Here is a 14,988-nt window from a genome sequence, read left to right on the forward strand (position 1 = left end):
CTAAGGTTTGAGCGCGAAATCAGAGGGCCGCGGCATCGGCCTCGCCGGTGCGGATGCGCACGGCGTGTTCGAGGCTGATGACGAAGATCTTGCCGTCGCCGATCTGGCCGGTCTTGGCGGCCGAGGTGATGGCGTCGATGGTCTTGTCGACCTGATCGGAGGCCACTGCGACCTCGATCTTGATCTTGGGCAGGAAGCTCACGGCATATTCGGCGCCGCGATAGATTTCCGTGTGGCCCTTCTGCCGGCCGTACCCTTTGACTTCCGTCACCGTGAGACCGTGAACGCCAATGGCGGTCAGGGCGTCACGGACCTCTTCCAGCTTGAATGGCTTAATGATCGCCATAACAATTTTCATGAGTCCTATCCCCGCTTGGGCCCGGCGCGAACGAACGCCGGGAGATTGCGACTGAGGTTCACCACGGGGAGGGCATCCACGACGCGGGCACAGCCGGGACCCCTAGAATCAAATGCCGTGCCAGACGGCGGTCGTTCGCTAACGGATTATGAATCCGGAGCTTTTCCCGCTTTGCGGGAGGGGGTGCCCCCTGCGCCATTCCGCCGCGCCTAAAAACTCATCAGGCATGGTCAAAACGCAGGCATGGCCAACTCCGGACATAATCATGCCCAGAGCAGCGGCAGGTTTGCGGTATCGAGATAGTTCGAGCAAAGGGACCAAAGCCGGGTCCAACCGTCATTGCGAGGAGCGAAAGCGACGAAGCAATCCATCCATCCGCGTTTGCTGGCAGATGGATTGCTTCGCTCCGCTCGCAATGACGACGGAGGGAGTGCGAGAAGTTACTGCAGCGCCTCGCCGTGCTGCGAGATGTCGAGGCCTTCCAGCTCCTGCTGCAGCGAGACGCGCAGCGGCACGAAGAGGCTGACCAGCTTGAGCAGCACGAAGGTGACGCCGCCGCACCAGATCAGCGTGACGGCGACGCCGTAGATCTGGAACAGCAACTGCTGCGGATTGCCTTCGAGCAGGCCGGCGGTGCCGCCGATCGCCGAGCTCGCGAAGATGCCGGCGAGTAGCGTGCCGGTCATGCCGCCGATGCCGTGCACGCCGAACACGTCGAGCGAGTCGTCGTATTTGAAGCGATGCTTCAGCCAGGTACAGGCCCAGTAGCAGATGAGGCCGGCGATGATGCCGATGATCACGCCGTGCCAGGGCGCGACGAAGCCGGAGGCCGGGGTGATGGTGCCGAGGCCGGCGACCGCGCCCGAGATCATGCCGAGCACCGACGGCTTGCGGCGCGTCGCCCATTCGATCGCGGCCCAGGTCAGCGCGCCGGCGCAGGCGGCGAGGTGCGTCGCGGTGATCGCCATCACCGCGCGCGAATTGGCTGCCAGCGCCGAGCCGCCGTTGAAGCCGAACCAGCCGACCCAGAGCAGGCCGGTGCCCATCACCGCGAGCGACAGATCGAACGGGGAGAGGTTGTCGTTGCCGTAGCCGTGGCGGTTGCCCATCACCTTGGCCGCGACCAGGCCGCTGACGCCGGCGGAGAGATGCACGACGAGGCCGCCGGCGAAGTCGACGGTGCCCGTCGTGGCGAGGAAGCCGCCGCCCCACACCCAATGCGCCAGCGGCACATAGACGAAGATGAACCAGCCGATCGAGAACAACAGGTAAGCGGAAAACCGCATGCGGTCGGCGACCGAGCCCGCCACCAGCGCCACCGTGATGATCGCGAACGTCATCTGGTACAGCATGAACAGCGCTTCCGGGATAGTCTTCGCCGCCGGGTTGACGCTGTCCATCGTCATTCCGGCGAGGAACCAGCGGTCGAGCCCGCCGAGCCACGGGCCGTCGCCGACGAAGGCCAGGGAGTAGCCGAAGGTGACCCAGAGGATCGAGACGATCGCGACCGCCGACAGGCTCTGCGCCATCGTCGCCAGCACGTTCTTCTTGCGCACCATGCCGGAGTAGAACAGCGCCAGCCCCGGGATCGTCATCATCAGCACCAGCGCGGTGGCGACGATCATCCAGGCGGTGTCGGCGGGAGAGATGCCGGAGCCGGCGGTGTCTTGCGCGAAGGCCGGCGTGCCCAGCGCGAGCAGGATTGCAGCATTGATCGGCGCAGCTGAAAGCGCTGCGCGAAGAGCCCGTGCCCCCATCATCATTCCCCGGCGTGTGGTCGTTTCTTGACGGTGTCTCGCCGACGTCATTGCCGGCGCTGATCTAGGTCGAAAATTACAGTGCGTCGCGATCGGTCTCGCCGGTTCGGATGCGCAGGGCGTGGTCGATCGGCGTGACGAAGATCTTACCGTCGCCGATCTGGCCGGTGCGCGCATGCTGGGTGATGACGGCGACCGCCTTTTCGGCGAGGTCGGTATCGACGGCGATCTCGATCCGCAGCTTGGGCAGGAAGTTCACGACATATTCGGCGCCGCGATAGATCTCGGTGTGCCCCTTCTGGCGGCCATAGCCCTTGACCTCGGTCACGGTCATGCCGTGGACGCCGATCGCAGTCAGCGCCTGGCGCACCTCGTCCAGCTTGAACGGTTTGATGATCGCGACGACGAGTTTCATGGTTCAGGCCTTCATTCCCTCGAGGGTTTTCGCTCGCGCCCGGGGCCCCGGGGGGCGGCAAACTGCCGCTGCGGAGGCGGCTTTTGCGCCCACCGAATTTGGCAGCTTTCTGGGCAAATGGCACAAAAAACTTGCAGGTAGAAGCGGAAAACATGCGCAGGCGGTGAGCTCGCTCACTATACGGAACGAAAACCCTCGGCCAGAATGTGGCTTTCCCGCCCGGCCAGCGATCAAGTTGGCCTGTTTGCCCCTAAAGCGTGTCCACGCACGCCCCGAGGAAACAAGAAATGTCGAACCGAAACTGGTTTTATGCAGCCGATGGCCAGCAGAAGGGTCCCCTGCCGGAGGCTCAGCTCCGCGACCTGATCGCCCGCGGCATGGTGCGGGCCGACACGCTGGTGTGGACCGACGGCATGGCGGGCTGGCAGAAGGCCGGCGAAATTCCCGGCCTGGTTCCGGGCAGCGTGGCGGCGCCGGTGTATCCGCAGGCCGGCGGGCCGCCGCCGGTGGTGGCGTCGGCGAGCTATAGCGGCGGGGCGCTGTCGGCCGATTTTCCGATCTGGGGTCTGTTCGGCCGCACTTTGCTGATGGTGATCGGCCAGTTTCTCGTCATCCCCGCGCCGTGGACGGCGACTGGTCTCTATCGCTGGGTCACTCCCAACATCCAGGTGCCGGGCCGGCCCAATCTCGGCTTCACCGGACAGCCGCTCGACATCTGGTACGTCTTCATCGTGCTCGGCCTGATGGCCTATGCCGGGCTGGCCGACAGCACGATCGTCTCGTTGCTCTCGCTGGTGCTGCAGGCATTCCTGCAATGGATGCTCGTGCGCTGGTTCGTCAGCCGGATCAGCTCGAACGGCCAGGACCTCCCGATCTCGTTCGCGGGCAGCCCTGCCGTCTATATCGGCTGGTACCTGGCGATGGTGATCTCGGCCATCACGATCATCGGCTGGGCCTGGGTGCTGACGGCCTGGATGCGCTGGATCTGCCGCAACATCGAGGGCACGCGCCGCGAGGTCACCTTCAACGCGTCGGGGCTCGACGTGTTGTGGCGAACCATCGTGTTCACGATCGCCTGCGCGTTCCTGATCCCGATCCCCTGGGTGCTGCGCTGGTACGGCAACTGGTTCGTTGCGCAATTCGCTGTCGTCGAGCGTACCGGCTTCGTCAGCGTGTGAGCTGTTTCCGGATCATGCGCTAGCGTCGCTCGCGCACCGAGCCTTCCTGCGCGACGGACGCTACCAGCGTGCCGTCGGGCTTGAAGATCAGGCCGCGGGTCAGACCTCGGCCGGCCTGCGCGCTCGGCGAATCCTGCGCGTAGAGCAGCCATTCGTCGGCGCGGAACGGGCGGTGAAACCACATCGCATGGTCGAGGCTCGCCGGCATCATGCGCCGGTCGAACAGCGTGCGGCCATAGCGCGCCATCACGGCATCGAGCAGCGAGAAGTCCGACGCATAGGCCAGCGCGCACAGATGCAGCGCCGGATCGTCCGGCAGTTTCGCGGCGGTGCGGATCCAGACATGGATGCGGCCGTCGTCGATCTTCTGGCCGAAATAGCGGCCGAGCTCGACCGGGCGCAGCTCGATCGGCCGGTCGCTCTCGTAGTAGCGGCGGATGAACTCCGGCATCTCCTTGAACATCGGCTGCTTGGAGACTTCCTCCGCGGTCAGCTTCTCCGGCGGCGGCACGTCCGGCATCTTCTCCTGGTGATTGAAGTTGCTCTCTTCATCGGCATGGAACGAGACCATGATGGAGAAGATCGCGTTGCCGTGCTGGATCGCGGTGACGCGGCGCGTGGTGTAGCTCTTGCCGTCGCGCAGGCGCTCGACCTGGTAGATGATCGGGATCTGCGGATCGCCGGGCAGGATGAAATAGCAATGGATCGAGTGCGGCAGCCGGCCCTCGACGGTCCGGCACGCCGCCACCATCGCCTGGCCGATCACCTGGCCGCCGAACACCCGCTGCCAGCTGGTCTTCGGGCTGTTGCCGCGGAACAGGTTCACCTCGAGCTGCTCGAGATCGAGGATGGACAATAGGTCGATCAGGCTCTTGGACATGGATGACTTTCGTTAGTTGAACCCGTCATTCCGGGGTAGCGAGAAGCCGGAAGCTCGAGATTCCGGGTTCGATGCTGTCGCATCGCCCCGGAATGACGGCGTCTCGGGCTTGTTTCTATCCCCTGTTTCGCCCAGCTATTATCAGGTAGCAAGCACAGTCTGAGAGCGCCAACCGCGTAGGGATGAGGCATGCCGGCACAGCGAAGTATCGTGATCTGCGGGGGCGCATTTGCCGGGCTGGCGCTGGCGGTGGCGCTGCGCCAGGGGCTCGGGCCCGACATCGGCGTGATCGTGGCCGATCCGGCGCTGAGCCTGCGGCCGAGCCGCGACCCGCGCGCGACCGCGATCGTGGCGGCGTGCCGGCGGCTGTTCGAGACGCTCGGCGTCTGGGGCCAGGTCGCGCCGACCGCGCAGCCGATCACCGACATGGTGGTGACCGACTCCAAGCTGGAGGACGCGACGCGGCCGGTGTTCCTGACCTTCGCCGGCAATGTCGAGCCCGGCGAGCCGTTCGCTCATATGGTCGAGAACCGCTATCTGATCGATGCGCTGGCCGCGCGCGCCGAGGCTGAGGGCGTCGAGCTGCGTGCTCTGGCGGTGTCGACGTTCGAACAGCGCCCCGACGGCATCAACGTGACATTCGCCGACGGCAGCGTGATCGACGCGAGCCTTTTGGTTGCCGCCGACGGCGCCCGTTCGCGGCTGCGCGAGCGCGCCGGCATCGCCACCCATGGCTGGGACTACGATCAATCCGGCATCGTGGTCACCGTCGGCCACGAGCGCGAACATGGCGGCCGCGCCGAGGAGCATTTCCTGCCCGCCGGTCCGTTCGCGATCCTGCCGCTGACCGGCAACCGCTCGTCGCTGGTGTGGACCGAGACGCGCAAGGACGCCGCGCGCATCACCGCGTTGAGCGAAGAAGACTTCCACGCCGAGCTTGAGCAGCGCTTCGGCCTGCATCTCGGTGAGATCAAGGCGCTCGACAAGCCGCGCGCCTTCCCGCTCGGCTATTTCGTCGCGCGCTCCTTCATCGCCGAACGCATGGCGCTGATCGGCGACGCCGCGCATGTGATCCATCCGATCGCGGGGCAGGGGCTGAACATGGGCCTGAAGGATGTCGCGGCGCTGGCCGAAGTCGTGGTCGACGCCGCGCGGCTCGGCATGGATCTCGGTCAGGCCGACGTGCTGGAGCGCTACCAGCGCTGGCGCCGCTTCGACACGATGGCGATGGGCGTCGCCACCAACTCGCTGAACTTCCTGTTCTCCAACGAGTCGACGCTGCTGCGCACCGTGCGCGACATCGGCCTCGGTCTGGTCGATCGCACGCCGCCGCTGAAGGAGATGTTCATCCGCCAGGCGGCGGGATTGTCAGGCGAAGTGCCGCGGCTCTTGAAGGGCGAGGCGCTGTAGCTCCGTAGCCCGGATGCAGCCAACGGGTCGCGCGAACGCGCGCCCGATGACAGGCTCCGCGAAATCCGGGTAAGTCTCACCACGGATAGTCTGTCCCGGATTACGCTTCGCTCCATCCGGGCTACCGGTCTTCCCTAATCGATCTTGCGTGCCTCTTCCGGCAGCATGATCGGGATGCCGTCGCGGATCGGATAGGCCAGCTTGGCGGAGCGCGAGATCAATTCCTGCTTTGCAGCGTCGAGCTCCAGCGGGCCCTTGGTGATCGGGCACACCAGGATTTCCAGCAGCTTCGGGTCGGCGGTGCTTTCGAGATGGTCGGGCGTGGAATTCATTGCGGTCTCCTGCTCGTGACCTAGCACATTCAATCGGCCGATGTCATGACGGCGGACGCTTCGCCATTCGCAACAGCTCATCGAGTGCGGCCTCTTGGCGCGCTTTCGCCTGCGCCGGGTCCGAGAGCGCGAAGCCGATGAAGGCCCAGTAGAAGATTTGCGCGCGGCCGCGCACGACGTCGTCTGGGAATCCGGCCTGCCGGAGCAGGTTCTCGATATAGCCGATCCGGCGCTGGTCGACCGCGTGCACGGCGGCGCGCGCTTCCGGATCGACGGTGGCCCAGCTGCGCACCGCGCGCTCCAGCGCCAGCCGCGCCGAGAAAGCGCGGCGCAGCAGCAGCGCCAGAGCGTCCTCGCTGTTCGGCATCGTTTCGAGCTCGGCGATCACCTGCTCGGCCATCACCTCGCGCCAATGCGCGAGGATGGCGGCGCGGTAGGCGCCGATATCGGCGAAGTGCCAGTAGAAGCTGCCGCGCGAGACGCCCATAGCCTTCGCCAGCGGCTCGGCCTTGAGCGCCGTGAAACCGCTCTTCGCCAGCGTCTTCAGACCCTGATCGAGCCAATTCTTTGCCGAAAGCTGTTCCGTCATGGTTTCCGCGCCGCGTTCGCCGGACCATACACAACTGTATTGACAGGGGCCAGCAGCGGGTGCCATAAATGCCGACCATACAGTAGTGTATGGAGACTTCGCTATGCGTGACCTTATGCTGCAGGCTGCCGGGATAATCGCCATCGGCATCAGCCTGGCACATGGCGTTCTCGGCGAGACCAAGGTGTTCGCTCGCGCCACCGTCGAGCCGCCGCGGCTGCGCCTCTTGCTCCGCCTGGTCTGGCAGGCCGGCACGATCGCCTGGATCGCCGGCGGCGTGCTGCTGCTCGCAACGCCGGCGATGGCGTCGGATGCGGCGCGGCACTGGATCGTGGTGACGTCAGCCGTCGTGTTCGGCTGTGCCGCGGTCGCAAATGCGATCGCGACGCGCGGCCCTCATCTCGGCTGGATCGGGATGAGCGCGGTGGTGGCGCTCGCGGTGGCGGCCTACTAGCAAGCAAGGAGACGATCATGGACGATCGCATCCGTCTCAGCATCGCCGATGGCGTTGCCGACGTCAGGCTGAACCGCCCGGACAAACTGAACGCGCTCGATCCGGCGATGTTCGTGGCAATCGCTGAAGCCGGCGCGCGGCTCGCGGCCGACCGCAGCGTCCGCGCCGTAGTGCTGTCGGGCGAGGGCGAGGCGTTCTGCGCCGGCCTCGACATGGAGCGCCTGGTCGCGACGACTGAGGGCGAATCCATCCTGACGTTTGCCGACCTCACGCAGCGCACGCACGGCATCGCCAATTGGGCGCAGCATCTGGTGTGGCTGTGGCGGGAGCTGCCGGTGCCCGTGATCGCCGCAGTGCATGGGACGGCGCTCGGCGGCGGCTTCCAGCTCGCGCTCGGCGCCGACATCCGATATCTCGCGCCGGACACGCGGCTCGGTATCGTCGAGGCCAAATGGGGGCTGGTGCCCGACATGGCGGGCACGCAGCTGATGCGCCATCTCGCCCGCGAGGACGTGGTCCGCGAGCTCACTTACACCGCGCGCATCTTCGAAGCGGACGAAGCGCTCGCCTACGGCTTCGCCACCAGGCTCGTGGCGGACCCGCGCGAGGCGGCGCTTGCAACCGCGCGCGTCATCGCCGGCCGCAGCCCGGATGCGATCCGCGCTGCGAAACGCCTGCTCAACCTCGCCGCCGGCTGCGACGCCGCGACCGGGCTCGCGGCCGAGACCGCCGCGCAAGCGGAGCTGCTCGGTACGCCAAACCACGTCGAGGCCGTCAGGGCCAATCTCGAACGGCGGCCGCCGCGCTGGAGCGTCGCATGACTACTGGAGAAGGGTTCGATCTGCAGCGTCTCGTCGCGACCAACGCATCGGCCGCGTTCAATCGGCTGGCCGGCTTCGAGGTGGTTGCCGCAGGCGATGGCAAGGTAGAGCTGCGCATGGCGTGGAGCGACGACTTCACCCAATATGTCGGCCATTTGCATGCCGGCATGATCGCGGCCCTGCTCGACACCGCCTGCGGCTTTGCGGCGGCGACCGTGGTCGGCGGCGTCACGGCTTCGCATTTTTCGATGAATTGTCTGCGACCGGCCGTTGGCCGCAGCTTCGTTGCCAGGGGTGTCACGGTCCGTGCCGGCCGCCGGCAGGTCTTCGCCAGGGCGGAACTGTTCGCGGAGGACAAGCAGGGCGAGACCGCGCTGGTTGCGACCGGCGAAACCGTGCTGGTTCCGCTCGGGGCGTGAGGCGCGGGTTCGGCGGGGAACCCGGCCCCAATGCACTACAATTTATGGAGCCATAAATTTTTGCGTGGCACCGGCTTACGCCCGGATAACCATGCCACCGAAAGTTGCGGAATATTATCGAGAAGAAAATACAACCGGCCTAGGTTGTTGATACGACAATCAAAGGCCGACGCAATGTTCCGTGTATTTACGTGCATTTCCGGTGAGCATGACTGGCGGCTCGTTCTGCTCGCCGGGCTGGTCTGCTTTGCCGCCAGCGTCGTGGCCATCAACATCTTCCACCGCGCCATCGCATCGCAGGCGCGGTCGCGGCAGATCTGGATCGCGATCGCGGGCGCTGCGATCGGCTACGGCATCTGGGCAACGCATTTCATCGCCATGCTCGCTTATGAGCCGGGTGTACCGACCGGATACAGCATTGCGCTGACCGCGGTCTCGCTCGCCGTGGCGATGGTGCTGACCTCGTGCGGCCTCGGCTTCGCGGTCAGCGAGTCCGGCAGCCGCTGGCGCGCGCCGGTCGGCGGCGCGGTGATCGGAGCCGGCATCGCCAGCATGCACTATCTCGGCATGTGGGCGCTCGAAGTGCCGGGCCACGTGGTCTGGTCGATCGACCTCGTCGTCACCTCCATCGTGCTCGGCATGCTGTTCGGCTACGCCGCGCTGGCGATCGCCGTGCGCCACCAGGGCCGGCGGATGTCATTGGCCGCGGCGCTGCTGCTGACGCTCGCGATCGTCTCGCACCATTTCACCGCGATGGGTGCGGTCGAGATCGTGCCGGATCCGCTGCGGGCCACCGATGCGCTGCAGCTCTCGCCCGCCTTCCTCGCGGTCGCGATCGCCGGCGTGGCGCTGTCGGTGCTCGGCATGAGCCTGGTCGGTGTGATGGCGGATCGCCGCCTGGCGCTGCGCACCAGCCGCTTCGAGGAGATCATCAGCCAGCTCTCGCTGGCGCGCCAGCAGGTCGAGGCGTCGCAGCAGGAGCTCGAGCAGCAGCGGATGCGGCTCGATACCGCGATCAACCACATGGGCGAGGGGCTCTGCATGTTCGACGCGGACAAGCGCCTCGTCGTGTGCAACGAGCGCTACGCCCGCATCTACCGGCTGCCGCCCGAGCTGTTGCTGCCCGGCACGGCGCACCGCGAGATCATCCGGCACCGCATCGCCAACGGCATCCTCAAGGGCGACACCAGCGACACGACGACGACCCAGGTGCTCGCGACCTTGAACGCACTACCGGCGGACGCCAGCAGCAGCCGTATCAATGAGCTTGCCGACGGCCGGCTGATCTGCGTCACGCGCGAGCCGATGGCCGGCGGCGGCTGGGTGGCGACGCATCGCGACGTCACCGAACAGCTGCGCTCCGAGGCCAAGATCACCCACATGGCGCAGCACGATGCGCTGACCGATCTGCCCAACCGCGTGCTGCTGAAAGAGCGGATGGAGCACGCGCTGTCGGTCACCCGGCGCGATGGGGCGAACCTCGCGGTGCTGATGCTCGATCTCGACCGCTTCAAGGAGATCAACGACACGCTCGGCCATCCGGCCGGCGACACGCTGTTGCAGGCGGTGGCGACGCGGCTGCGCCGCTGCGTCAGCGAGACGACGTTGATCGCGCGGCTCGGCGGCGACGAGTTCGCGGTGATCGACTACGTCGCCGATCCGGTCGCCGATGCCGGCCAGCTTGCCGAGCGGATCAAGAAGGCGCTCAGCGACCCCGTCGATCTCGGTCATCACCGGGTGACCACCACGACCAGCATCGGCATCGCGATCGCGCCGCGCGACGGCGCCGATTCGGACGAGATCCTGCGAAGCGCGGATCTTGCGCTCTATTCGGCCAAGAGCTGCGGCCGCGGCACCTACCGCTTCTTCGAGCCCGAGCTCGATCGCCAGTTGCAGGCCCGCCGCAAGCTCGAGCGGGAGATGCGCAGCGCGCTCGCCAACGGCGAGTTCGAGCTGCACTATCAGCCCTTCATCAACGTCGAGAGCGGCGAGGCTTCCGGCTTCGAGGCGCTGCTGCGATGGCATCATCCGCAGCGCGGCATGGTCTCGCCGGCGCAGTTCATCCCGCTGGCGGAGGAGACCGGCCTGATCGTGCCGCTCGGCGAATGGGTGCTGCTGACCGCCTGTGCCGAGGCGGCGAAATGGCCCGACGACGTCAAGATCGCGGTCAACCTGTCGCCCGCGCAGTTCAGGAGTCCGGAGCTGGTCCCGGTGGTCGTGCGCGCGCTGGCGAGCGCGGGTATCGCGCCGCACCGGCTCGAGCTCGAAGTCACCGAGACGGCGATCATTCACGACAGCGAGGCGGTGTTCACGGCGCTGAACCAGCTGCATGATCTCGGCGTCCGGATCGCGCTCGACGATTTCGGCACCGGCTACTCGTCGCTGAGCTTCCTGCAGAAGTTTCCGTTCGACAAGGTCAAGATCGACCGCAGCTTCGTCTCCGAACTTTCCGGAGCGTCCGACGAGTCGCGCCGGATCGCGCGCGCGGTGGTTCGCTTCGCCGTCAGCCTCGGCAAGACCACGACGGCCGAAGGCGTCGAAACCAAGGAGCAGTTCGAGATTCTGCGCGCCGATGCCTGCGTCGAGGTGCAGGGCTTCCACTTCAGCCCGGCGGTGCAGAGCGAGAAGGTCGCGCAAATGATCGGCGGACGCACCCCGGCGCCGCGGCAACGTCCGCCTGTTCGTCACGCGCTGGCGGGTGCTGCGTCCTGACCGAATCCGACATGTGAGGCGTAAGGCCGCAGCGCACCGCTCGAAGCGAATTTCGCGCGGCCTGCAAAGCGTTTTTCGCAACCGTTAGAATCCCTCTAAAGCAAGCCCTTGCCGCCATCGCCTTGACTTGGCAACCACCTCCGCTTCCTTCACTCGTGTGCTTGCGCGATGGCTTTCGCGCATGATCGTCAACGGAGGGGAAAATGCGCGTGAAAGTCATTCGGAGTGTCGTGCTTGCAGTGTCGGTTGTTGGCTTGAGCGGATCGGCGGCGCTTGCCGACGGCTTCAAGAACTGCACCAAGCTCGACAAGGCCTCGTGGAAGCCGGCGAGCGACGCCGAAGCCAAGGCCAAGGCGGCCGGCTATGAGGTTCGCCGCTCGAAGATCGAGGGCTCCTGCTACGAGGTGTACGGCGTCAAGGAAGGCAAGCTCTACGAGCTGTTCTACAGCCCCGAGGATCTCAGCCTGAAGCATACGATCGCCAAGTGACCGATCACGTGATCGATCAAGTGATTCACCAAGCGACTGGTCGTCAGTGAATTGAGTCCGATGGACCAGGCAGTGCCAGGAACACGCGCTGCGGCCGGACGCGAGTCCGCGCAGCGCGCCGCGCCGCTGACGGTGCAGGTCTGGGACCTGCCGCTGCGGCTCTGGCACTGGCTGCTCGCCATCCTCGTGCTGGTGGCGTGGTTCACGCCCAGCACCTACGACCGGACCCACAGGATCGCCGGCTACGCGGTGATCGCCCTGCTGATGTTTCGGCTGGCGTGGGGCTTTGGCGGCACGCGCTATTCGCAGTTCAGGATGGTCGGCGTCAGGCTGCGCGCCGCGCCGCGCTACGTCTGGAATCTGCGCCGCGGCATCACCGGGCGCTATATCGGGCTCAATCCTGCCGGCACCGCGATGCTGGTGGCACTGCTGCTCTCGCTGGCCGTCTCGGTGACCACGGGTGCGATGTCGGTGACGACGACCTTCTTCGGCGTCTGGTGGGTCGAAGACACCCACGCCTATTCATCTGACGCCGTGATGATCCTCGTCGTGCTGCACGTGCTTGGCGTCGTCGCGATGGGGCTGCTGCAGCGGCAGAATCTGGTGCGCTCGATGCTGACCGGGCGCAAGCAGATTCGCAGCGGCCACTGAAGGCCGGGTTTACTGCACCGGCGGATCGCCGCTGGTGCGCTTCTTGGCGAGATCCATCTCGGTGATCGCGATCAGGATTTCCGCCCGGGTCTTGAGGTCGGGCGCTTCGAGCATCGCCTGCTTTTCCGCCGCGCCATAGGGCGACATCATCGCGAGCGCATTGACCAGCGCCTCGTTGGGCGCGGCCTCGATGCCCTCCCAGTCGACCTTCAGATTGTTCACCTTGAGGAAATCGGCGAGCACCTCGAGCAGCGACTTGCGGTCGACCGCGTCCTCGCCCTTGCGCGCGGTGAAATCGCCGCTGAAGGAGAAGAAGTCGACCCTGCACTGGCGATACGGCGTCGAGACCGTGAGCTCCTCGACCACCTTGAAGCGCGAGACGCCGGTGAGTTCGAGGATGTAGCGGCCGTCGCCGGACTCGGCGAGCTGGGTGATGCGGCCGACGCAGCCGATGCGGAACAGCACCGGCGCCGCCGATTTCGGCGAATGCGCCACGTCGGGCTGGATCATCCCGATCAGACGGTGGCCGTCGCGCAGCGCATCGTCGACCATCGCCAGATAGCGCGGCTCGAAGATGTTGAGCGGCATCTGGCCGCGCGGCAGCAGCAGTGCGCCGGGCAGCGGAAACACCGGGATCACTTCCGGAAGCTCGGCAGGCCCGCGGTATTCGGCATTGATCGGCATTTGCAGTCCCGCTGCTGTTACCGGCGCATCCCGGGCATGATCCGGAAAAGCAGGATCATGCCTGGACAATATCGCAAAGCGCGGCGTTGTCGCGCTTCAGGAGAACAGGATCGTCGACAGCCGCTTGCGCCCGTCGACGGTCGCCTCGTCGGTGCCGCCCCACGCTTCGAAGAACTGCACCAGCTGCCTGCGCGCGCCGTCGTCGTTCCACTTGCGATCGCGCTTGACGATGGCGAGCAGCTGCTCGGTCGCTTCAGTGCGGTTGCCCATCGCATTCAGCGCCGTGGCGAGATCGAACCGCGCCTGATGATCGAGCGGGTTTGCGGCGACTTTCTGTTCGAGCTCGGCAACCGGGCCGACCGACTGCGCCTGCTCGGCGAGATCGATCATGGCCTGCGCGGCCTTGACCGCGGCGTCGTTGCGCTTGGATTCGGGCACCATCGCCAGCGTCTGCTTGGCCTGCTCGACCGCGCCGGTCGTGACGTAGCACTTGGCGAGACCGGCGAGCGCGGCGATGTTGGTGGCGTCGTGCGCCAGCACCTCGGCATAGATCTGCGCAGCCGCGCCGGCGTCGCCTTCGGCGAGCACGGCCTCGGCCTCCTTGAGGATCTCCGTGAGGTCGGGCTCGCCGGCGGCGGGCACGCCCTTGGTGATCTTCTCGATGAAGGCGTTGACCTGGCTCTCCGGCACCGCGCCCATGAAGCCGTCGGCCGGCTGGCCGTTGACGAAGGCGATCACGGCCGGAATCGACTGGATACCCATCTGGCCTGGGATCTGCGGATGCTCGTCGATGTTCATCTTGACCAGCTTGACCCGACCCTTGGCGTTGCGGACCGCCTTTTCCAGGATCGGCGTCAGCTGACGGCACGGCCCGCACCAGGGCGCCCAGAAATCGATCATGACCGGTTGGCGGCGCGATTCCTCGATGACGTCCTTGACGAAGGTCTGGGTCGTCGTCTCCTTGATCAGATCGGGCGCTGCCTGAGGCGTGGGGCCGCCTTGCTCCATTATCGTCACGTTGTCCTCGCCTGGTCTTGACGCATGAGGTCGGAAGGAAATCTGGGGCGCGTTCTAGCACGCTCCGCCCGGCCGGTTCAGCCGTTCTGTCAGGCTAAATGGCGGTCAGCCAGCAAAATTCAATCGTTTCGATCCATCCCCGTTCCATCGGAGATCGGGTGGATCGCCCCGCCGCGCCGCCGCGCGCCGATGGCCAAGGCCTATTGCAGCACGCCCCCCCTGCCGCGGCGAACTGACCCGGACGCTGACCGGCTGGTTCGAGACCTGTCTCGAATCGCCCGGGATGCGATGGCCGTCTGAGGCCGGTTCCAGCGTTCCAGGCGAAGAAATTTTCAAATCGCCTTGTTTGGGACCGATTCGAGCATAATTTTTAAGCGATTCAGGCTATTTCGTCGGGTCCGGACCGTGCTCTTGTGTTGCATTCACGGTCCGCATTTGGCATAGGACTGCCGTTGCCGGCGAGCGATCGCCGCCATCTCGGATGCGGGTGTAGCTCAGTGGTAGAGCACGACCTTGCCAAGGTCGGGGTCGAGGGTTCGAGCCCCTTCGCCCGCTCCAGATTTCTCGCTGACCGAGCTGACAGCCTGATGAAGCCCGCTCCCCGGACGCGGGCTTTTTATTTGCCGGCCCCTCGACGCAAGCAAGCCCGCGACGCGTCGGCGCGGCCTTCGAACCGACCCTCTTCCGTCACGAGCAACCTCCGCGAGTTGAAATGCCGCACGGCACGTTCGTTAACCGTCAGGCCAGCCGTTCGTAAAACTGATAGAAAACTATGTTGCTGTCAGCGTTGAACGCAGGCACGAAGCGGCCGCCTTTGCCGTGG

Annotated in this window: 16 protein-coding genes and 1 tRNA gene; 9 read left to right on the top strand and 8 right to left on the bottom strand. The window is 65.9% G+C overall.

From position 1 onward, the window contains the following. Positions 1-19: 19 nt before the first annotated feature. The 3 genes from JQ633_RS15215 to JQ633_RS15225 form a co-directional block, all read right to left on the bottom strand. On the bottom strand, positions 20-358 hold the full coding sequence (locus tag JQ633_RS15215) for a P-II family nitrogen regulator (RefSeq protein WP_029080945.1): 339 nt from the start codon (positions 356-358) through the stop codon (positions 20-22). A 440-nt stretch (positions 359-798) separates the two neighbouring features. Further along, positions 799-2,115 (bottom strand): ammonium transporter, encoded by a 1,317-nt coding sequence (locus tag JQ633_RS15220; protein WP_211985849.1) that lies wholly within the window; start codon positions 2,113-2,115, stop codon positions 799-801. A 76-nt stretch (positions 2,116-2,191) separates the two neighbouring features. Beyond that, positions 2,192-2,530, bottom strand: coding sequence for a P-II family nitrogen regulator (locus JQ633_RS15225; protein ID WP_139479558.1), 339 nt, complete (start codon positions 2,528-2,530; stop codon positions 2,192-2,194). Between the two features lie 287 nt (positions 2,531-2,817). On the opposite strand from JQ633_RS15225, the gene JQ633_RS15230 reads away from it, so the two are divergent. Beyond that, positions 2,818-3,708 carry a DUF4339 domain-containing protein gene (locus tag JQ633_RS15230; protein ID WP_211985850.1) on the top strand — a complete coding sequence of 297 codons (891 nt, stop codon included), beginning with the start codon at positions 2,818-2,820 and terminating at the stop codon, positions 3,706-3,708. Between the two features lie 19 nt (positions 3,709-3,727). Here JQ633_RS15230 and tesB read toward each other — a convergent pair whose 3' ends face one another. Beyond that, the gene (gene tesB, locus JQ633_RS15235; protein ID WP_211985851.1) at positions 3,728-4,588 is read right to left on the bottom strand and encodes an acyl-CoA thioesterase II; all 861 of its coding nucleotides are present in this window, start codon (positions 4,586-4,588) and stop codon (positions 3,728-3,730) included. A gap of 189 nt (positions 4,589-4,777) precedes the next feature. Between tesB and JQ633_RS15240 the strand changes: the two genes are divergently transcribed. Continuing rightward, entirely contained in the window at positions 4,778-5,998 is a 1,221-nt protein-coding gene (locus tag JQ633_RS15240) for a ubiquinone biosynthesis hydroxylase (protein WP_211985852.1), read from the top strand. A gap of 134 nt (positions 5,999-6,132) precedes the next feature. Here JQ633_RS15240 and JQ633_RS15245 read toward each other — a convergent pair whose 3' ends face one another. Then, complete coding sequence (locus JQ633_RS15245) at positions 6,133-6,330, bottom strand: Trm112 family protein (protein ID WP_066515007.1); 198 nt, start codon at positions 6,328-6,330, stop codon at positions 6,133-6,135. 43 nt (positions 6,331-6,373) lie between these two features. Next, a complete protein-coding gene (locus JQ633_RS15250) occupies positions 6,374-6,919 on the bottom strand; it encodes a TetR/AcrR family transcriptional regulator (protein ID WP_211985853.1) in 546 nt (181 codons plus the stop codon). A gap of 103 nt (positions 6,920-7,022) precedes the next feature. On the opposite strand from JQ633_RS15250, the gene JQ633_RS15255 reads away from it, so the two are divergent. The 6 genes from JQ633_RS15255 to JQ633_RS15280 all read left to right on the top strand — a co-directional run bounded on the left by JQ633_RS15255 (position 7,023) and on the right by JQ633_RS15280 (position 12,464). After that, a complete protein-coding gene (locus JQ633_RS15255; protein ID WP_211985854.1) occupies positions 7,023-7,373 on the top strand; it encodes a hypothetical protein in 351 nt (116 codons plus the stop codon). Between the two features lie 17 nt (positions 7,374-7,390). Beyond that, the gene (locus JQ633_RS15260) at positions 7,391-8,194 is read left to right on the top strand and encodes a crotonase/enoyl-CoA hydratase family protein (RefSeq protein ID WP_211985855.1); all 804 of its coding nucleotides are present in this window, start codon (positions 7,391-7,393) and stop codon (positions 8,192-8,194) included. Continuing rightward, positions 8,191-8,613 carry a PaaI family thioesterase gene (locus JQ633_RS15265; RefSeq protein WP_211985856.1) on the top strand — a complete coding sequence of 141 codons (423 nt, stop codon included), beginning with the start codon at positions 8,191-8,193 and terminating at the stop codon, positions 8,611-8,613. Before JQ633_RS15260 ends, JQ633_RS15265 begins: the two co-directional genes overlap by 4 nt. Before the next feature lie 174 nt (positions 8,614-8,787). After that, complete coding sequence (locus tag JQ633_RS15270; RefSeq protein ID WP_211985857.1) at positions 8,788-11,325, top strand: bifunctional diguanylate cyclase/phosphodiesterase; 2,538 nt, start codon at positions 8,788-8,790, stop codon at positions 11,323-11,325. Positions 11,326-11,534: 209 nt separating this feature from the next. Further along, a complete protein-coding gene (locus JQ633_RS15275) occupies positions 11,535-11,813 on the top strand; it encodes a PepSY domain-containing protein (RefSeq protein ID WP_211985858.1) in 279 nt (92 codons plus the stop codon). Positions 11,814-11,873: 60 nt separating this feature from the next. Then, positions 11,874-12,464: a cytochrome b/b6 domain-containing protein gene (locus JQ633_RS15280; RefSeq protein WP_211985859.1), complete on the top strand. Its 591-nt coding sequence runs from the start codon at positions 11,874-11,876 to the stop codon at positions 12,462-12,464. Between the two features lie 9 nt (positions 12,465-12,473). Here the strand turns inward: JQ633_RS15280 and JQ633_RS15285 are convergent, their stop codons facing one another. Together JQ633_RS15285 and trxA are read right to left on the bottom strand one after the other, a co-directional pair. After that, entirely contained in the window at positions 12,474-13,148 is a 675-nt protein-coding gene (locus JQ633_RS15285) for an LON peptidase substrate-binding domain-containing protein (RefSeq protein WP_211985860.1), read from the bottom strand. A 96-nt stretch (positions 13,149-13,244) separates the two neighbouring features. Continuing rightward, on the bottom strand, positions 13,245-14,165 hold the full coding sequence (gene trxA, locus JQ633_RS15290; RefSeq protein WP_211985861.1) for a thioredoxin: 921 nt from the start codon (positions 14,163-14,165) through the stop codon (positions 13,245-13,247). A gap of 483 nt (positions 14,166-14,648) precedes the next feature. On the opposite strand from trxA, the gene JQ633_RS15295 reads away from it, so the two are divergent. Next, a tRNA-Gly gene (locus JQ633_RS15295) sits at positions 14,649-14,723 on the top strand. Positions 14,724-14,988 lie beyond the last annotated feature (265 nt).

Origin of the sequence: Bradyrhizobium tropiciagri (assembly GCF_018130505.1) — a bacterium.
Classification (GTDB): Bacteria; Pseudomonadota; Alphaproteobacteria; order Rhizobiales; family Xanthobacteraceae; genus Bradyrhizobium; species Bradyrhizobium tropiciagri_B.

What these genes read in the sequence shown, in the direction of transcription:
- JQ633_RS15215 (WP_029080945.1), bottom strand. Translation starts at nt 358, where the DNA reads ATGAAAATTGTTATGGCGATCATTAAGCCATTCAAGCTGGAAGAGGTC.
- JQ633_RS15220 (WP_211985849.1), bottom strand. Translation starts at nt 2,115, where the DNA reads ATGGGGGCACGGGCTCTTCGCGCAGCGCTTTCAGCTGCGCCGATCAAT.
- JQ633_RS15225 (WP_139479558.1), bottom strand. Translation starts at nt 2,530, where the DNA reads ATGAAACTCGTCGTCGCGATCATCAAACCGTTCAAGCTGGACGAGGTG.
- JQ633_RS15230 (WP_211985850.1), top strand. Translation starts at nt 2,818, where the DNA reads ATGTCGAACCGAAACTGGTTTTATGCAGCCGATGGCCAGCAGAAGGGT.
- tesB (WP_211985851.1), bottom strand. Translation starts at nt 4,588, where the DNA reads ATGTCCAAGAGCCTGATCGACCTATTGTCCATCCTCGATCTCGAGCAG.
- JQ633_RS15240 (WP_211985852.1), top strand. Translation starts at nt 4,778, where the DNA reads ATGCCGGCACAGCGAAGTATCGTGATCTGCGGGGGCGCATTTGCCGGG.
- JQ633_RS15245 (WP_066515007.1), bottom strand. Translation starts at nt 6,330, where the DNA reads ATGAATTCCACGCCCGACCATCTCGAAAGCACCGCCGACCCGAAGCTG.
- JQ633_RS15250 (WP_211985853.1), bottom strand. Translation starts at nt 6,919, where the DNA reads ATGACGGAACAGCTTTCGGCAAAGAATTGGCTCGATCAGGGTCTGAAG.
- JQ633_RS15255 (WP_211985854.1), top strand. Translation starts at nt 7,023, where the DNA reads ATGCGTGACCTTATGCTGCAGGCTGCCGGGATAATCGCCATCGGCATC.
- JQ633_RS15260 (WP_211985855.1), top strand. Translation starts at nt 7,391, where the DNA reads ATGGACGATCGCATCCGTCTCAGCATCGCCGATGGCGTTGCCGACGTC.
- JQ633_RS15265 (WP_211985856.1), top strand. Translation starts at nt 8,191, where the DNA reads ATGACTACTGGAGAAGGGTTCGATCTGCAGCGTCTCGTCGCGACCAAC.
- JQ633_RS15270 (WP_211985857.1), top strand. Translation starts at nt 8,788, where the DNA reads ATGTTCCGTGTATTTACGTGCATTTCCGGTGAGCATGACTGGCGGCTC.
- JQ633_RS15280 (WP_211985859.1), top strand. Translation starts at nt 11,874, where the DNA reads ATGGACCAGGCAGTGCCAGGAACACGCGCTGCGGCCGGACGCGAGTCC.
- JQ633_RS15285 (WP_211985860.1), bottom strand. Translation starts at nt 13,148, where the DNA reads ATGCCGATCAATGCCGAATACCGCGGGCCTGCCGAGCTTCCGGAAGTG.